We start from the raw sequence: 14,423 nt of genomic DNA on the forward strand, positions 1-14,423 counted from the left end.
GTAGAAATAACAGGTGGCAGGGCGGTTTAAAGACCGCCCTGTTCCTTCAGGAAGTCGACGATCGTTCCGACGCCCTCTCCGCGCTTCATGTCGGAAAAGACAAAAGGACGGGCCTGGCGCATCCGGGTCGCATCGCGGTCCATGACCTCGAGATCGACGTCGACGAAGGGCGCAAGATCCTTCTTGTTGATGACAAGAAGGTCGGATTTGGTAATCCCCGGACCGCCCTTGCGCGGAATCTCTTCACCCTGGCAGACTGAGATCACATAGATGGTGATGTCGGCAAGATCCGGCGAAAACGTCGCCGCCAGATTGTCGCCGCCGGATTCGATGAAGACAACGTCGAGATCGGGAAGCCGCTCGTTGAGCCCGGCGATAGCCTGCAGGTTGATCGTCGCATCCTCGCGAATGGCAGTATGCGGGCAGCCGCCCGTTTCGACGCCGACGATACGGTCCGAGGTCAGCGCCTGCATGCGCACCAGCGCCTCGGCATCCTCGGTTGTGTAGATGTCGTTGGTGACGACGGCGACGGAATAATCATCGCGCATCGCCTTGCACAGCTTCTCCGTCAGTGCCGTCTTGCCCGAACCGACAGGCCCGCCGATCCCGACGCGCAGAGGTCCATTTCTCGATTTCATGCTCAAAACTCCAATGAAAAATCAGGATAGCGAAGCGCGGTCCTGCCGCACAGCGGCGAATGACGTAGGAATGGCTCCGAGTATAACATTTCGCCGCGCCGTTTCCTCATGAACGAAAGAGGCGCGTGCCCTGCGTTTCATGACGAAGGCTTACAATATCGGCCTGAACCGTCGCGGCGCCGAGATCATCAAGGCTCGACCGCGCGGCCCGTTTCGCCGTGTCGGCGACGATAGTCTCCAGCGCCGCCAGGATCGCCACGCCGTCCTTCTGTCCGCTCACGCCGAGCCGAATGCCCGCCGACATCATCTGCGACGCCAGCCCATGCAGGAAGGCGGCGAGCGCCTGCTCACCGGATATCCCGTGCGCGCGGGCGACGGCGCCGACGGCGACGGGATAGGCTGTCTTCGCGGGCAATATTGAAAAGACCGGATGCGGCCAGGCAACGGCTGCGGAAAGGAAGGCTTCGCCGAGCAGCATGGTTTCTTGGTGCCGCTCCTTCGAACCGGCCAGCGCCTCGGCGAGCTCGGTCACCTCGGCCAACCGCGCCGCATCCTCGCCCGCGCCATGTGCCTCGGCAAGCAGGACGGCATCGTTCCAGGCGGAACCATGGCGGATCAACGCCGTGATCCAATCCTTCAGACTTGCCGCGTCCCGCACCAGGCCGTCATGCACGGCGCGCTCAAGGCCGCCGGAATAGGCAAAGGAGCCGACGGGGAAAGCCGGAGACAGCCAAGCCATCAGCCGCAAGAGCGCTTGTAGATCGTGGTCGCCTGTCACTGGAGCCTCGGTCATCGACGCTCAGTCGTGCGAATGGTCATGATGATCGTGACCATGCCCATGGTCGTGACCGTGCGAATGACCGCCATGCGCATGATAGGCACCGCGTGCCGGCTGGAAGGGCTCGCTGACCTCCGTCACGGTCGCGCCGAGGCCCTCGAGCATGGAGCGGATGACGTGGTCGCGCAGGATGAGGATGCGTTCGTCCTCGATCTGCGCCGGGAGGTGCCGGTTGCCAAGATGCCAGGCAAGCTCAATCAAATGCAGACGGTTCCGCGGCTTGATCTCGAACAGCTTTTCCGCGGCGGCAACGATCTCGATGAGTTCGCCATCATCGCGCACCAGCAGATCGCCATTGGCGAACAGAACCGCCTCCTTGAGATCCAGCATGACCATCTCGCCGTTTTCGAGATGCAGCAGCTTGCGGCGCAGATGCCTAAGATCATGCGGCAGCTCGACGCGATCGATCGGATTGGAGGAAGGGGTGCCGGCCGGCAAATAAGAAGTGACGCGTTGCATGACATATCCAATTCAAAGCTTTGTCAGACCATGCAAAATAGTCGCTTTCCGCGCAAGGACCAATGCCGGTTTCGCAGACCTATATCCCGTTGCCGTATCGATATTGCTCGACATGACCCGGCGTCGCCCCCCGCTCTTCGCCTGTCGAACAGCGATGCCAGGCATGATTCATCCATTCGCTCTCATGGACGATACGATTGCGGCCGAGCGCCTTGGCGAGATAGAGCGCCTTGTCAGCGGCGGCATAGGTAGCCTCTTTCTTGCGCGGTCCCCAAATGTCGGCGACCCCCGCCGAAATAGTGATCTTCACCGCACCGCCTTCAACGGCGATGGCGTGATCGGCGATCAGCGCCTTCACGTCCTCGATGCGGGCGATACGCTCAGCCATGTCGCAGCCATGGACGATGACGCCGAACTCTTCGCCGCCCAGACGCGCAACCACATCACCGCCCTCGAAAGTGCTGGAAAAGATCTGCGACACTGCGACGATAACCGCATCTCCCGAGGCGTGCCCATAGCGATCGTTGATCGTCTTGAACCGGTCGACATCGAAGATCACCAGCGAGGCATTATCCTGGACCGCGTCCATGGCCTCGGTAAAGGCGCGACGGTTCAACAGGCCGGACAGCATGTCGGTGCGGCTCAGCCGTTCAAATTCGGCGTTGGAGAGGGCAAGCTTGTGAATAGCATGGCCGGCCAGCAACGCCAGCGCGGCGGAAACAATGCCGCCGACCAACGATGCAAGGAGAATGCAGAGACGGATGGCATCCAGCATCGGCAGCGGTAACAAACCAAACCACTGTACGATCGGCAGCATCACGAGAATGATGGCGACGGACAGAACGATGGCGGTGCAACTCATCTTCAGCGCGAAAAAGTATATCGTGCGGCGGCGCTGAAAATCACCCAGCTCGGCCCGCAGCGAAATCCATTGTTTCATGCGACTCACCTTCCTCAGCCCACCGTGCCCATGAGGTGAGATAGGCGTGAAGGCTCTTCGATGCCTTTAATGGAATGATTAAAATGCGTGGCATTTTCCAACATGTGAACGATTAGAAATAACCACCGGGGTCATATCCCGCACCAAGCGAAACACCGGCTCAGGTGCCTGCTCATGCAAGCCTCTGATAATGCTGTAGTAGTTCGATTAGCTTACGGAAAACCCCTGAAATCCTAGGGATGTCGAGACCGTCAGTCGATAAAACGTGGCGGGAGCAGCAGAAAACTGGGCATAAAAATAGGGCGACAGCTTGTGAGCGCGCTCGTCGATTAGAGGCTACTTAATTGTAAAGAGCGAGCGACAGCTTCAATGTCTCCGGAACAGGGTTCCACAGGCCTGTTCTGATCCCGGCTGTTCGCAAGGCGGCCGCCGTCCAGGTGTTGTAGCCGAACAGCGCATTGAAATAACCCTTCGCCTCAAAGAAACGATCGGTAATACCATAGGCTGCATCGGCGATGGGCGTGACCTCGCCGTTTTGCTCCTCGAAACTCCCTGCGATGAAACCCAGCAAGGCCGTGAACTCACCAGAGCTGACGTCAAATGCCTGAACGCCCGGATGCTGCTCGGGAATATGCGCCGCGACATCGACGTGCAGCACTGAGCTGTCCAGCGTTAGCGCCCGAAACACCGGCATCGGCTTCAGGTCGGCCCAGCGTGGCGTTTCCAGATAAAAGGCACGGCCGCCCCAGCCGAAAATCAGCCATTCCGCATCGGACGCCGTCAAGGGAATGCCGGCGTTTCCGAGAAAGGAAAACGCCGCCCGGGTCTCGTCATTGAGCGGCACCGCGATGTCGGTATGGATCGGGTTGGAGAGCACGAGAATACGCCGCGAGCCTGCGGCGTCCAAAGCGGCTTCGCCCGGCGCAAACAACGGCCTGGGAATGAAAGTTCCGCCCGCCACGGCCAGCACAGCCAACAGCACCAGACGAAACAGCCAGCAGATGGCTCCTCCCATCAGCCCCTCTAGAACAGGAAGTAACGCTGCGCCATCGGCAGCACCGTCGCCGGTTCGCAGGTTAGAAGCTCGCCATCGGCGCGCACCTCGTAGGTTTCCGGATCGACCTCGATATGCGGCGTCAGGCTGTTATGGATCATCGACGCCTTGGAGATACCGCCACGGGTATTCTTAACGGCGAGGAGCTTCTTGGCGACGCCGAGCCTGCCGGCAAGGCCGGCGTCGAGCGAGGCCTGCGACACGAAGGTGACCGAGGAATTCGTGCGCAGCTTGCCGTGTGCGGCAAACATCGGACGATAATGCATCGGCTGCGGCGTCGGGATCGAGGCATTCGGATCGCCCATGGGAGCGGCAGCGATCGAACCGCCGAGCAGGACCATCTCCGGCTTGACGCCGAAAAAGGCCGGATTCCAGATCACCAGATCGGCGCGCTTGCCGACTTCGATCGACCCGACCTCATGGCTGAGGCCCTGGGCAATCGCCGGATTGATCGTATATTTGGCGATGTAACGCTTGACGCGGAAATTGTCGTTTTCGCCGGCTTCCTGGGCCAGACGGCCGCGCTGGCGCTTCATCTTGTCAGCCGTCTGCCAGGTACGGATCGCCACTTCGCCGACGCGGCCCATGGCCTGGCTGTCGGACGAGATGATCGAGAAGGCGCCGATGTCGTGGAGAATATCTTCAGCCGCGATCGTCTCCTTGCGGATACGGCTTTCGGCGAAGGCGATGTCTTCCGGGATCGACGACGACAGGTGATGGCAGACCATCAGCATGTCGAGATGCTCGGCAATGGTGTTAACCGTATAGGGGCGTGTCGGGTTGGTCGAAGACGGGATGACGTTCGACTGACCGCAGATCTTGATGATGTCCGGCGCATGGCCGCCGCCTGCACCTTCGGTGTGAAAAGCGTGAATGGTGCGGCCCTTGATGGCGCCGATCGTGTCCTCGACGAAACCGCTTTCATTCAACGTATCCGTGTGGATCATCACCTGCACATCGTATTCATCGGCGACGCTCAGGCAGCAGTCGATCGCGGCCGGCGTCGTGCCCCAATCCTCATGCAGTTTCAGCGAGCAGGCGCCGGCAAGCACCATTTCCTCAAGAGCGGCTGGCAGCGATGCATTCCCCTTGCCGGCAAGCCCGAGATTCATCGGAAAGGCATCAAAGCTTTCGATCATTCGTTCGATATGCCAGGCACCGGTGCAGGTGGTTGCGAGCGTGCCATGCGCGGGCCCGGAGCCACCGCCGAGCATGGTCGTCACCCCGCTCATCAGCGCCTCTTCGATCTGTTGCGGGCAGATGAAGTGAATATGCGCGTCGATGCCCCCCGCAGTCAGGATCTTGCCTTCACCGGCAATGATTTCCGTCGAAGGGCCGATGATGATCGTGATCCCCGGCTGGGTGTCCGGATTGCCGGCCTTGCCGATGCTGGCGATGCGGCCGTTTTTCAGGCCGATATCCGCCTTCACGATCCCCCAGGTGTCGACGATCAGCGCGTTGGTGATGACGGTATCGACGGCGCCGTTCGCCCGCGTCACCTGGCTCTGCCCCATGCCATCTCGAATGACCTTGCCGCCGCCGAATTTCACCTCTTCGCCATAGGTGGTGAAATCCTTTTCCACCTCGATGAAGAGCTCAGTGTCGGCAAGCCGTACCTTGTCGCCGGTGGTCGGCCCGAACATGTTGGCATAGGCGGCGCGGGAGATTTTGTAGGGCATGAATCAGGCTCCTTGGGAGGAAAGAATGGGTGTTGTGCTGGCCACGCGCCGGACGCGGCCAAGGGAAACATAAAGATCGACCAATCGCTTCTCGGCGGCAAACGGATGACCGTCCCAGCCGGTATGGCCAAAGCCGGTGATGGCGATGTCGTCGTCGGGGTGAAGTAAAAGCAGCGCGCCGATCACGACCAGGCCGCTGCTTGGCACGACATAAGGCCCCGGTTCGTGCGCAGAAAGTGCCTCGTCGACACGCTCATGAACGGATTGGTCGATCACGACATGGCGCTTGCCGGTTGCGCGGCAGAAGGCGGTGAACTGATCGGTGTAATCGTCGCAGAAATCATTGAGTTCTGGATGCGACAGGGCAAGCGGCGCGCGCAAAGCGGCAAACTTGCGGGGGTCGCGCGCACTCCAGATCTCCGATGCGGCCGCAACGGGCGGGCTTTTGCGCCATTCGGCGGAGCTAAGCATGGCGCGGGCAGGCCTGCCGGTATTGCAGACCGCGACGATATCGGTGCGGTTGCCGCCTGCCCCGAAGGAGCGGCAATCATTGAAGCGCACGACCATGTCGGCAGCGTCGATTTCGCCCGCCGCCCCTTCCGCGATCTCGCCGTTCCCGACGATCATGATCCTGCGTTTCGCGCTCACTGCGCGCCCTCCCTGCAAGTTTCAGAGCTTGCCCATGACCTGCTGGCGGAAGCCGTAGACCTCGCGCTTGCCGGAAAGAGGGATCAGCGTCACCGAACGCGTCTGGCCCGGCTCGAAACGTACGGCGGTGCCCGCCGGAATATCGAGCCGCATGCCCCTCACCTTGTCCCGATCGAAGGACAGACCGCCGTTCGTCTCGGCGAAATGATAATGACTGCCAACCTGCACGGGCCGGTCGCCGGTATTGGAGACCTCCAGCGTTACGGTCGGCGCGCCGACGTTGAGTTCGATGTCGCCGCTTGCGGCAATGATTTCGCCTGGGATCATGGTCTTTCTCCTTATGCGGCCCGGACGGGCGCACAGCCTTCCGCTTTCAAAATACGTTTGGTCGAAGCAGGATATTTGGCGAGCATCGCCGCCGGGCGAATAGGCCGCTGGACCAGATCGCCACTGCAATTCGGGCAGACGCCGCCCAGCACATTGCCGGCGCAATCGACGCAGAACGTGCACTCGAAGGTGCAGATCTTCGCTTCGCGGCTCTCCGGCAGCAAATCTCGGTCGCAGCATTCGCAATTGGGTCTGAGTTCCAGCATCGCAGCCTCAGCGGATCGGCTCATGCACGGTCACCAGCTTCGTTCCATCCGGAAACGTCGCCTCGACCTGCACGTCATGGATCATCTCGGCAATGCCGTCCATCACCTGATCGCGGGTGATAACATGCGCACCGGCCGCCATCAGTTCCGCAACCGGGCGGCCGTCGCGGGCGCCTTCGACGACGAAATCGGAGATCAGGGCGATGGCTTCGGGATAGTTGAGCTTGACGCCGCGCTCCAGCCGCCGCCGCGCCACCATCGCCGCCATGGAAATCAACAGCTTGTCTTTTTCTCTCGGAGTGAGGTTCATCGTCTACCTATGTGATTGCTAAGTTCTTGAACTACAGATTCCAGACTTTCGGCACAGGCGCTCCATTGCGCAAGGCGGAAATGACCGGGATGAGGATCTTTCTAAGTGCGAAGCCATCGCACGCGGCCAGCCGCACCACCAGCTTGTCGCGCCATTGGCTAGCACCGCCCATGTGCCCCTCGACGAGCGGCCGCACCTGAGCGAGATAGGTTTCCGCCAGCGGTCCCGCATAAAGCAGGGTCGCGAAGGCGACCTGGCCGCTCAACACGGCATGCTCAGCGGTCAAGGCCGCGACGTCGCCGTCCAGCCTCAGCTCCTCGGCATGGATAAGCAGTCCGGCACGACGGATGCGCCAGCGGTCGCGGAACAGCCCCTGCCTCATCGCCTCGCCCATGGCCTTCCGCCCCAAGAGGATCGCCTCGACGGCCAGGAATTCTGCTGTTTCATCGAGATCGACATCCAGCCTGCGGGACAGCGAGGCGCGATCAAACAGAATGGTTTCCTGCGGCAACCAGTCGACACGCGCACCGGCACCAACCCTAATCGAGGTTGCGACCTCGGCGGTGCTGGCGGATGCCTTGTAGATCTTCTCGCATGCCTGGGTGGTCACGTCGATGCGCGTGCCCGGCCCGGCGACGAAGCTCCAATCCATGCGGTCGCCGCCGGTCAGACCGCCGGCGGTGTTGATGATAACCGCTTCCATGGAATTGTCGAAGGTTGCGGGCAGACGGATCTTCGCTGACCCCTCCTGGAAAAGCTCAGCAAGACGCGTACGCCCGTCAAGCGCTTTGGCCGCCAGATGGCCACGCCCGCGCGCCCTCTGCGGTCTCGTGCTCGCCGCTGCCACCGTCATTCCGTTTCCCCGTTCGCTACATCATGTCGTTGCGGTCATTGAAACCCGCCAAGCAACAAACGCAAGCAATTTCTGTGCCTTATGCTATCACCTGACACCCCGGCGCGGAGCAAGCTGCCCGCCGCTGTATTTTTCGCCAGACGATGAAAAGAACGGCAACGGCCTCAGACCGTCAGATGCCGGCGTGCCTCGGGCGTGTCCAGCGTCTCCGCCAGCCCCTCATGAACGATCTCGCCTCGGTCCATGATGTAGACGTAATCGGCGAGCTCACGGCAGAAATCGAGATATTGCTCGACCAACAGGATCGCCATGCCGGTGGAATCCCTGAGGTAGCGGATCGCCCGGCCGATATCCTTGATAATCGACGGCTGGATGCCTTCCGTCGGCTCGTCCAGCACCAATATCCGCGGTCGCATCACCATCGCCCGGCCGATCGCCAGTTGCTGTTGCTGGCCGCCGGAAAGATCACCGCCACGGCGCGACAGCATGGATTTCAGCACTGGAAACAGGCTGTAGATGTCATCGGGAATATTGCGGTCGCGGCGCGGCACGGGTGCAAAGCCGGTTTCCAGGTTTTCCTTGACCGTCAGCAGCGGAAAGATCTCGCGGCCCTGCGGCACGTAACCGATGCCCTGCTTGGCACGGGCAAACGGCGCCATGCCGTTCAGCGTGACGCCGTTGAAGGCGACCGTGCCCGCCGAGAGCGCATGCTGGCCGGTGACCGCGCGCAAAAGCGAGCTCTTGCCGACACCGTTACGCCCGAGCACGCAGGTGATCTTGCCCATCTCGGCCTTGACCGAAATGCCACGCAGCGCCTGGGCGGCGCCATAATGCAGATTTGCGTTTTCGACTGTCAGCATAAATTTACCGCTCTCTCAATTAAGCAGGCTGCGCCTCAGAGTTTGAAGCGCTTTTGACTGCTCAGGGGTCGGCTCTCCGCCGACAGTTGAAACCTCTTCGGCAATGCCGATCAACTCGCTTCGCTCATCGGTCGTCAGTGCGTTAAACCACAAATCACGGAAGCGCCGGATCGGATCCTCGATATTGATCACGCCCTTTGCGGCCCAATCACCGAAGACGATGACCTCCTCCATGTCCTTTGTCGCGATGATGCCGTTCATCCGTGAGCGGATCACATTCCTGGCTGCATCAATAAGCACTGGCTTCTCGTTGGCGAGACATGAGAAAAAGGCAACAGCAGCGATCGCCGGATCCTTGATCGAAGCAAGGGGAGCAACCTCGGCGCGCTTGCGGAATTGCCGACGCTTAAAGGCTCCGCGCATCCGCTCAACGCTATCGATGATTTCACTACCTGCTTCTCGCACCATCTTCAACCGCCAGTACCAAACCGCCGCGCCGACGATAGCCGCGACAAGACCCCCCAAAATAGGCATTGCGTTACCCCATGCTGCTGGAATCGAATATATTCTCGATAAATTGGCAGCATAATTATAAACGCAAAAATTGCATTGTCATCGCCCCAGATAGTTCTCGATCACCTTCGGATCGCTGCTGACGAAATCGATCGATCCCTCGGCGAGCACCGAACCTTCCGCCAGGCACGTCACCTTGACGCCGAGGTCGCGGATGAAGCCCATGTCGTGCTCCACCACCACCACCGACCGCGTCTTGGCGATTTCCTTCAGCAGCAACGCCGTCTCCGCCGTCTCGGCATCGGTCATGCCGGCAACAGGCTCATCGACCAAGAGCAGCTTCGGCTCCTGCGCGAGCAGCATGCCGATCTCCAGCCATTGCTTCTGCCCATGCGAAAGATTGGCGGCCAGTTCGTCGCGGCGATGCGAAAGCCGCACCGTGTCGAGGATTTCGTGGATGCGGTCGCTATCGGCTGGTGTCAGGCGATAAAACAACGTCGAGAAAACGCCGCGCTTGCGGTTGAGCGCCAGCTCCAGATTGTCCCAAACCGTATGGCTTTCAAAGACCGTCGGCTTCTGGAATTTGCGGCCAATCCCGAGCTGGGCGATATCCGCTTCGTCCTTCTTGGTGAGGTCGATCTGGCCGTTGAAGAACACCTCGCCCTCGTCGGGCCGCGTCTTGCCGGTGATGATGTCCATCATCGTCGTCTTGCCGGCGCCGTTCGGGCCGATGATAGCACGAAGCTCTCCCGGCTCGATGACGATCGACAGCGAATTCAGCGCCTTGAAGCCGTCGAAGGAGACGGAGACGTTGTTGAGGTAGAGCATGCTGTTGGGTTTGATATCCGGGATCATGCTCTTACTCCGCCGCCTGAATGGTCTTGCTGGCTTCGTCTTCCTCGGCCTTCGGCTTCGGACTGGCTGGCTGGCGGCCATTGCCGATATACTGTGCCACCGCGCCGACAATGCCCTTGGGCAGGAACAGCGTCACCGCGACGAAGAGGCCACCGAGCGCAAACAGCCAGAAACTCGGGAACAGGCCGGTGAAGATCGTCTTGCCGCCGTTGACGAGGATGGCGCCGATAATCGGACCGATCAGCGTCGCTCGGCCACCGACCGCCGTCCAGATGACCACCTCAATCGAATTGGCAGGCGCGAATTCGCCGGGATTGATAATGCCGATCTGCGGCACATAGAGCGCGCCTGCAACGCCCGCCATCATCGCCGATACCACGAAGACGAAGAGCTTCATGTGTTCGACACGGTAGCCGAGGAAGCGCGTCCGGCTTTCCGCATCGCGCACCCCGACCAGCACCTTGCCGAACTTGGAGCGCACAATAGCTGAGGACAGCATCAGCGCCAGCGCCAGCAACAGCGCCGTGAGGGCAAAGAGCGTGGCGCGTGTGCCGTCGGCCTGGATGTTGAAGCCGAGAATGTCCTTGAAATCGGTCAGGCCGTTATTGCCGCCAAAGCCCATATCGTTGCGGAAGAAGGCAAGCAGCAGCGCATAGGTCATCGCCTGCGTGATGATCGAGAGATAGACGCCGTTGACGCGTGAGCGGAAGGCAAACCAGCCGAAGACGAAAGCGAGCAGGCCGGGCGCCGCCAGCACCATGATCATCGCGAACCAGAAATGATCGAAGCCGTACCAGAACCACGGCAGCTCCTTCCAGTTCAGGAAGACCATGAAGTCCGGCAGGATCGGATTGCCGTAGGTGCCGCGCGTGCCGATCTGCCGCATCAGATACATGCCCATCGCATAGCCGCCGAGCGCGAAGAAAGCGCCATGGCCGAGCGAGAGAATGCCGCAATAGCCCCAGACCAGATCGAGCGCCAAGGCGAGCAGCGCATAGGTCAGATACTTGCCGAACAGCGACATCAGATAGGTCGGCACATGCAGCGCGCTGGTTTCCGGCAACAGCAGGTTCGATAGCGGCACGAGGAAGGCGACTGCGATCAATATCGCGATGGCGATGCTGATGCGGCGGTCGAGCGAGCGAAGGATAAAGGCCGTGATCATGCTTCCACCGCCCTTCCCTTGAGGGCAAAGAGCCCGCGGGGACGTTTCTGAATAAAGAGAATGATGAGGACGAGCACCAGGATCTTGCCAAGCACCGCACCCGCATAGGGTTCGAGGAACTTGTTGAGGATGCCAAGCGAGAAGGCACCGACCAGCGTGCCCCAGAGATTTCCGACGCCGCCGAAGACCACGACCATGAAGCTATCAATGATGTAGCTCTGGCCAAGGTTGGGCGAGACGTTGTCGATCTGCGAGAGCGCGACGCCTGCCATGCCGGCAATGCCCGATCCGAGCGCAAAGGTGAAGGCATCGACCCAGGGCGTGCGAATACCCATCGAGGAGGCCATCCGCCGGTTCTGCGTCACCGCCCGCATCTGCAGCCCGAAGGCGGACCGCTTGAGCAGCAGCAGCAGGGTAACAAAGACGGCGAGCGCGAAAACGATGATCCAGAGACGGTTCCAGGTGAACGAGAGATAACCGATATCGAAGGAGCCGGACATCCAGGAGGGATTGCCGACCTCCTGATTGGTCGGTCCGAAGATCGAACGTACCGCCTGTTGCAAGATCAGCGAGATGCCCCAGGTGGCGAGCAGCGTTTCCAGCGGCCGGCCATAGAGAAAGCGGATGACGCCGCGCTCGATGACGAGACCGACCGCGCCCGTCACCACGAACGCCACAGGCAGGGCGATCGCCAGTGACCAGTCGAAGAGTTCCGGATAGGACGTTCGGATGACGCTCTGCACCATGAAGGTGGAATAGGCCCCGAGCATCACCATTTCGCCATGCGCCATGTTGATGATGCCCATAACACCGAAGGTGATGGCAAGGCCGATGGCGGCCAGCAGCAGCACCGAGCCGAGCGACAGGCCATACCAGACATTCTGCACCACGTCCCAGATCTGCAATTGATCCTGGATGCCGGCAATGGCGGCGGCAACATCGGGCTTCAGGCTGTCATCGACGGAGACGGAGGAAAGGATACCGATGGCGTCGCGTCCGCCTTCGGTCTTGATCGTTTCGATCGCCGCTTTCTTCTGCTCCAGCGGACGATCGGACCCAAGCACGGCAACCGCGCGCGCCTTTTCCAGCACGCCGCGAATTTCGCCGTCCTTCTCATTCTGAAGGGCTGCCTCCAGCACCTCCAGCGAATCCGGGCTCGGCGACTTCAGCACCGATTGCGCCGCTTCCAACCGGACACCACGGTCCGGGCTCATCAGCGTCAGGCCGCCGAGTGCCGCGCGGACCGAGCGACGGAGAGTGTTGTTGATCTTGATTTTCGTAAGGTTGCCCTTGGCTTCCTCGCCAGCCGCCTGCCCGGTGACCGGATCGATCAAGCCCATGGCATCGCCGGACGATTTGGCGATGAAGACCTGATTGTCGGATTTCCGGATATAGAGATCGCCATCCGAGAAAGCCTGCAAGGCCGGCACCACCTTGGGATCGCCGGTCTTGGCAAGGTTCTTGACGATCTCGTCGGCCTGCTGGAAGTTCGCCGAACCAAGCCCATTGATGAGGCTATGCGCATCCTCTTGAGCGCGCAGCACCGTGGTCGTCAGCACCAGCATCAGGCAAAAGCCGGCGACGAGCGCCAAGGCTATGCGGTAAGCGAATTTGTCGATCATCGTGCTTGTCCCCTCAAGCTGTCGCGGGCAGAGAAGCCTGCCCGCGACGGTCTTGCATCAAATCGGCGGAACTCAGGAACCCTTGCCGCCGCATTTGCCTGTGGCAACGTTGAAGTTGCCGCAATTCATTGGCAGGCGCCAATCCGAGATCAGATCCTTGCTATCCGGCAGATAGTCGGACCATTCGTCGCCGACCACTTCCGGGGTCTGCGAAACGATGTCGAACTGACCATTATCCTGCACTTCGCCGATCAGCACCGGCTTGGTGATGTAATGGTTCGGCATCATGGTGGCGTAGCCGCCCGAGAGGTTCGGAACCGAGACGCCGACGAGCGCGTCGATCACCTTGTCCGGATCGGTCGTGCCAGCCTTTTCGACAGCCTTCACCCACATGTTAAAGCCGATATAGGCAGCTTCCATCGGGTCGTTGGTGACGCGCTTGTCGTTCTTGGTGTAGGCGTGCCATTCCTTGATGAACGCGGCATTGGCAGGCGTATCGACGGACTGGAAGTAGTTCCAGGCGGCGAGATGGCCGACCAGCGGCTTGGTGTCGACGCCGGCCAGTTCTTCTTCGCCGACCGAGAAGGCGACGACAGGAATGTCTTCCGCCTTGACGCCCTGGTTGCCGAGTTCCTTGTAGAAGGGAACGTTGGCGTCGCCGTTGATGGTGGAAACGACGGCGGTCTTCTTGCCGGCGGCGCCGAAGGCCTTGATCTTCGAGACTTCCGTCTGCCAATCGGAGAAGCCGAATGGCGTGTAATTGGTGATGATGTCTTCGTCCTTGACGCCCTTGGACTTCAGATAGGCTTCGAGGACCTTGTTGGTGGTGCGCGGATAGACGTAGTCGGTGCCTTCCAGGACCCAGCGCTGCACGCCTTCGTTCTTCATCAGATAGTCGACGGCCGGGATCGCCTGCTGGTTCGGAGCAGCGCCCGTATAGAAGACGTTGCGCTCGGACTCTTCACCTTCGAACTGGACGGGGTAGAACAGGATCGAGTTCAGTTCCTTGAACACCGGCAGGACCGACTTGCGCGACACCGAGGTCCAGCAACCGAATACGGCCGAGACCTTGTCCTTCTGGATCAGCTCGCGCGCCTTTTCGGCAAACAGCGGCCAATCGGATGCGGGGTCGACGACAACGGGCTCGAGCTTCTTGCCGAGAACGCCGCCCTTCTTGTTCTGCTCGTCGATGAGCATCAGCATGGCGTCTTTCAGCGTCGTTTCCGAAATCGCCATGGTGCCCGAAAGCGAGTGGAGAACGCCAACCTTGATGGTGTCGTCGGCGGCAAAGGCCCCATGGAATGCCGTTGTCGACATGATGGCGCCCAAAAGTGCGCCGGAGACGAGAGTCTTCAATTTCATGTTTAGTTCCCCTCTTTTTATCTGCCGCAACGGC

At 60.5% G+C, this 14,423-nt stretch carries 17 protein-coding genes; all 17 read right to left on the reverse strand.

Translation table 11 applies throughout. The features are described 5' to 3' along the window. Window positions 1-26 precede the first annotated feature (26 nt). The 17 genes from ureG to urtA all read right to left on the reverse strand — a co-directional run bounded on the left by ureG (window position 27) and on the right by urtA (window position 14,389). Window positions 27-638, reverse strand: a complete 612-nt coding sequence (gene ureG, locus HB780_RS20090) for an urease accessory protein UreG (RefSeq protein WP_183695542.1) — start codon at window positions 636-638, stop codon at window positions 27-29. Window positions 639-744: 106 nt separating this feature from the next. Then, window positions 745-1,416, reverse strand: coding sequence for an urease accessory protein UreF (locus tag HB780_RS20095; RefSeq protein WP_183697288.1), 672 nt, complete (start codon window positions 1,414-1,416; stop codon window positions 745-747). A 21-nt stretch (window positions 1,417-1,437) separates the two neighbouring features. Then, window positions 1,438-1,935: an urease accessory protein UreE gene (gene ureE, locus HB780_RS20100; RefSeq protein ID WP_183695545.1), complete on the reverse strand. Its 498-nt coding sequence runs from the start codon at window positions 1,933-1,935 to the stop codon at window positions 1,438-1,440. A gap of 79 nt (window positions 1,936-2,014) precedes the next feature. Continuing rightward, a complete protein-coding gene (locus HB780_RS20105) occupies window positions 2,015-2,875 on the reverse strand; it encodes a GGDEF domain-containing protein (protein WP_183695548.1) in 861 nt (286 codons plus the stop codon). Between the two features lie 340 nt (window positions 2,876-3,215). Beyond that, on the reverse strand, window positions 3,216-3,890 hold the full coding sequence (locus HB780_RS20110; RefSeq protein WP_183695550.1) for a TIGR02117 family protein: 675 nt from the start codon (window positions 3,888-3,890) through the stop codon (window positions 3,216-3,218). Window positions 3,891-3,898: 8 nt separating this feature from the next. Further along, window positions 3,899-5,608: an urease subunit alpha gene (gene ureC / locus HB780_RS20115; RefSeq protein WP_183695553.1), complete on the reverse strand. Its 1,710-nt coding sequence runs from the start codon at window positions 5,606-5,608 to the stop codon at window positions 3,899-3,901. 3 nt (window positions 5,609-5,611) lie between these two features. Then, window positions 5,612-6,235 carry a glycosyltransferase family 29 protein gene (locus tag HB780_RS20120; protein ID WP_183697291.1) on the reverse strand — a complete coding sequence of 208 codons (624 nt, stop codon included), beginning with the start codon at window positions 6,233-6,235 and terminating at the stop codon, window positions 5,612-5,614. A 42-nt stretch (window positions 6,236-6,277) separates the two neighbouring features. Further along, the gene (locus tag HB780_RS20125) at window positions 6,278-6,583 is read right to left on the reverse strand and encodes an urease subunit beta (protein WP_183695556.1); all 306 of its coding nucleotides are present in this window, start codon (window positions 6,581-6,583) and stop codon (window positions 6,278-6,280) included. Window positions 6,584-6,594: 11 nt separating this feature from the next. Further along, window positions 6,595-6,849, reverse strand: a complete 255-nt coding sequence (locus HB780_RS20130; RefSeq protein ID WP_183697294.1) for a DUF1272 domain-containing protein — start codon at window positions 6,847-6,849, stop codon at window positions 6,595-6,597. Window positions 6,850-6,856: 7 nt separating this feature from the next. Then, complete coding sequence (locus tag HB780_RS20135; RefSeq protein WP_183695559.1) at window positions 6,857-7,159, reverse strand: urease subunit gamma; 303 nt, start codon at window positions 7,157-7,159, stop codon at window positions 6,857-6,859. Window positions 7,160-7,190: 31 nt separating this feature from the next. Beyond that, a complete protein-coding gene (locus HB780_RS20140) occupies window positions 7,191-8,012 on the reverse strand; it encodes an urease accessory protein UreD (protein ID WP_183695563.1) in 822 nt (273 codons plus the stop codon). 164 nt (window positions 8,013-8,176) lie between these two features. Continuing rightward, a complete protein-coding gene (urtE, locus tag HB780_RS20145; RefSeq protein WP_183695566.1) occupies window positions 8,177-8,872 on the reverse strand; it encodes an urea ABC transporter ATP-binding subunit UrtE in 696 nt (231 codons plus the stop codon). Window positions 8,873-8,887: 15 nt separating this feature from the next. Further along, entirely contained in the window at window positions 8,888-9,406 is a 519-nt protein-coding gene (locus HB780_RS20150; RefSeq protein ID WP_183695569.1) for a hypothetical protein, read from the reverse strand. Between the two features lie 78 nt (window positions 9,407-9,484). Beyond that, window positions 9,485-10,240, reverse strand: coding sequence for an urea ABC transporter ATP-binding protein UrtD (urtD, locus tag HB780_RS20155; RefSeq protein WP_183695572.1), 756 nt, complete (start codon window positions 10,238-10,240; stop codon window positions 9,485-9,487). Between the two features lie 4 nt (window positions 10,241-10,244). Next, window positions 10,245-11,405, reverse strand: a complete 1,161-nt coding sequence (gene urtC, locus HB780_RS20160; RefSeq protein ID WP_183695575.1) for an urea ABC transporter permease subunit UrtC — start codon at window positions 11,403-11,405, stop codon at window positions 10,245-10,247. Then, window positions 11,402-12,970: an urea ABC transporter permease subunit UrtB gene (gene urtB, locus HB780_RS20165; RefSeq protein ID WP_286203177.1), complete on the reverse strand. Its 1,569-nt coding sequence runs from the start codon at window positions 12,968-12,970 to the stop codon at window positions 11,402-11,404. The genes urtC and urtB overlap by 4 nt, the downstream gene beginning before the upstream one ends. Window positions 12,971-13,099: 129 nt before the next feature. Continuing rightward, the gene (gene urtA / locus HB780_RS20170) at window positions 13,100-14,389 is read right to left on the reverse strand and encodes an urea ABC transporter substrate-binding protein (RefSeq protein WP_183695581.1); all 1,290 of its coding nucleotides are present in this window, start codon (window positions 14,387-14,389) and stop codon (window positions 13,100-13,102) included. Window positions 14,390-14,423: the final 34 nt, after the last annotated feature.

Source organism: Rhizobium lusitanum (assembly GCF_014189535.1).
GTDB lineage: Bacteria > Pseudomonadota > Alphaproteobacteria > Rhizobiales > Rhizobiaceae > Rhizobium > Rhizobium lusitanum_C.

Excerpts from the sequence above, each read along its gene's own strand:
- ureG (WP_183695542.1), bottom strand. The coding sequence starts at position 638 with ATGAAATCGAGAAATGGACCTCTGCGCGTCGGGATCGGCGGGCCTGTC.
- ureE (WP_183695545.1), bottom strand. The coding sequence starts at position 1,935 with ATGCAACGCGTCACTTCTTATTTGCCGGCCGGCACCCCTTCCTCCAAT.
- HB780_RS20105 (WP_183695548.1), bottom strand. The coding sequence starts at position 2,875 with ATGAAACAATGGATTTCGCTGCGGGCCGAGCTGGGTGATTTTCAGCGC.
- HB780_RS20110 (WP_183695550.1), bottom strand. The coding sequence starts at position 3,890 with ATGGGAGGAGCCATCTGCTGGCTGTTTCGTCTGGTGCTGTTGGCTGTG.
- ureC (WP_183695553.1), bottom strand. The coding sequence starts at position 5,608 with ATGCCCTACAAAATCTCCCGCGCCGCCTATGCCAACATGTTCGGGCCG.
- HB780_RS20120 (WP_183697291.1), bottom strand. The coding sequence starts at position 6,235 with ATGATCGTCGGGAACGGCGAGATCGCGGAAGGGGCGGCGGGCGAAATC.
- HB780_RS20125 (WP_183695556.1), bottom strand. The coding sequence starts at position 6,583 with ATGATCCCAGGCGAAATCATTGCCGCAAGCGGCGACATCGAACTCAAC.
- HB780_RS20130 (WP_183697294.1), bottom strand. The coding sequence starts at position 6,849 with ATGCTGGAACTCAGACCCAATTGCGAATGCTGCGACCGAGATTTGCTG.
- HB780_RS20135 (WP_183695559.1), bottom strand. The coding sequence starts at position 7,159 with ATGAACCTCACTCCGAGAGAAAAAGACAAGCTGTTGATTTCCATGGCG.
- HB780_RS20140 (WP_183695563.1), bottom strand. The coding sequence starts at position 8,012 with ATGACGGTGGCAGCGGCGAGCACGAGACCGCAGAGGGCGCGCGGGCGT.
- urtE (WP_183695566.1), bottom strand. The coding sequence starts at position 8,872 with ATGCTGACAGTCGAAAACGCAAATCTGCATTATGGCGCCGCCCAGGCG.
- HB780_RS20150 (WP_183695569.1), bottom strand. The coding sequence starts at position 9,406 with ATGCCTATTTTGGGGGGTCTTGTCGCGGCTATCGTCGGCGCGGCGGTT.
- urtD (WP_183695572.1), bottom strand. The coding sequence starts at position 10,240 with ATGATCCCGGATATCAAACCCAACAGCATGCTCTACCTCAACAACGTC.
- urtC (WP_183695575.1), bottom strand. The coding sequence starts at position 11,405 with ATGATCACGGCCTTTATCCTTCGCTCGCTCGACCGCCGCATCAGCATC.
- urtB (WP_286203177.1), bottom strand. The coding sequence starts at position 12,970 with ATGCTGGTGCTGACGACCACGGTGCTGCGCGCTCAAGAGGATGCGCAT.
- urtA (WP_183695581.1), bottom strand. The coding sequence starts at position 14,389 with ATGAAATTGAAGACTCTCGTCTCCGGCGCACTTTTGGGCGCCATCATG.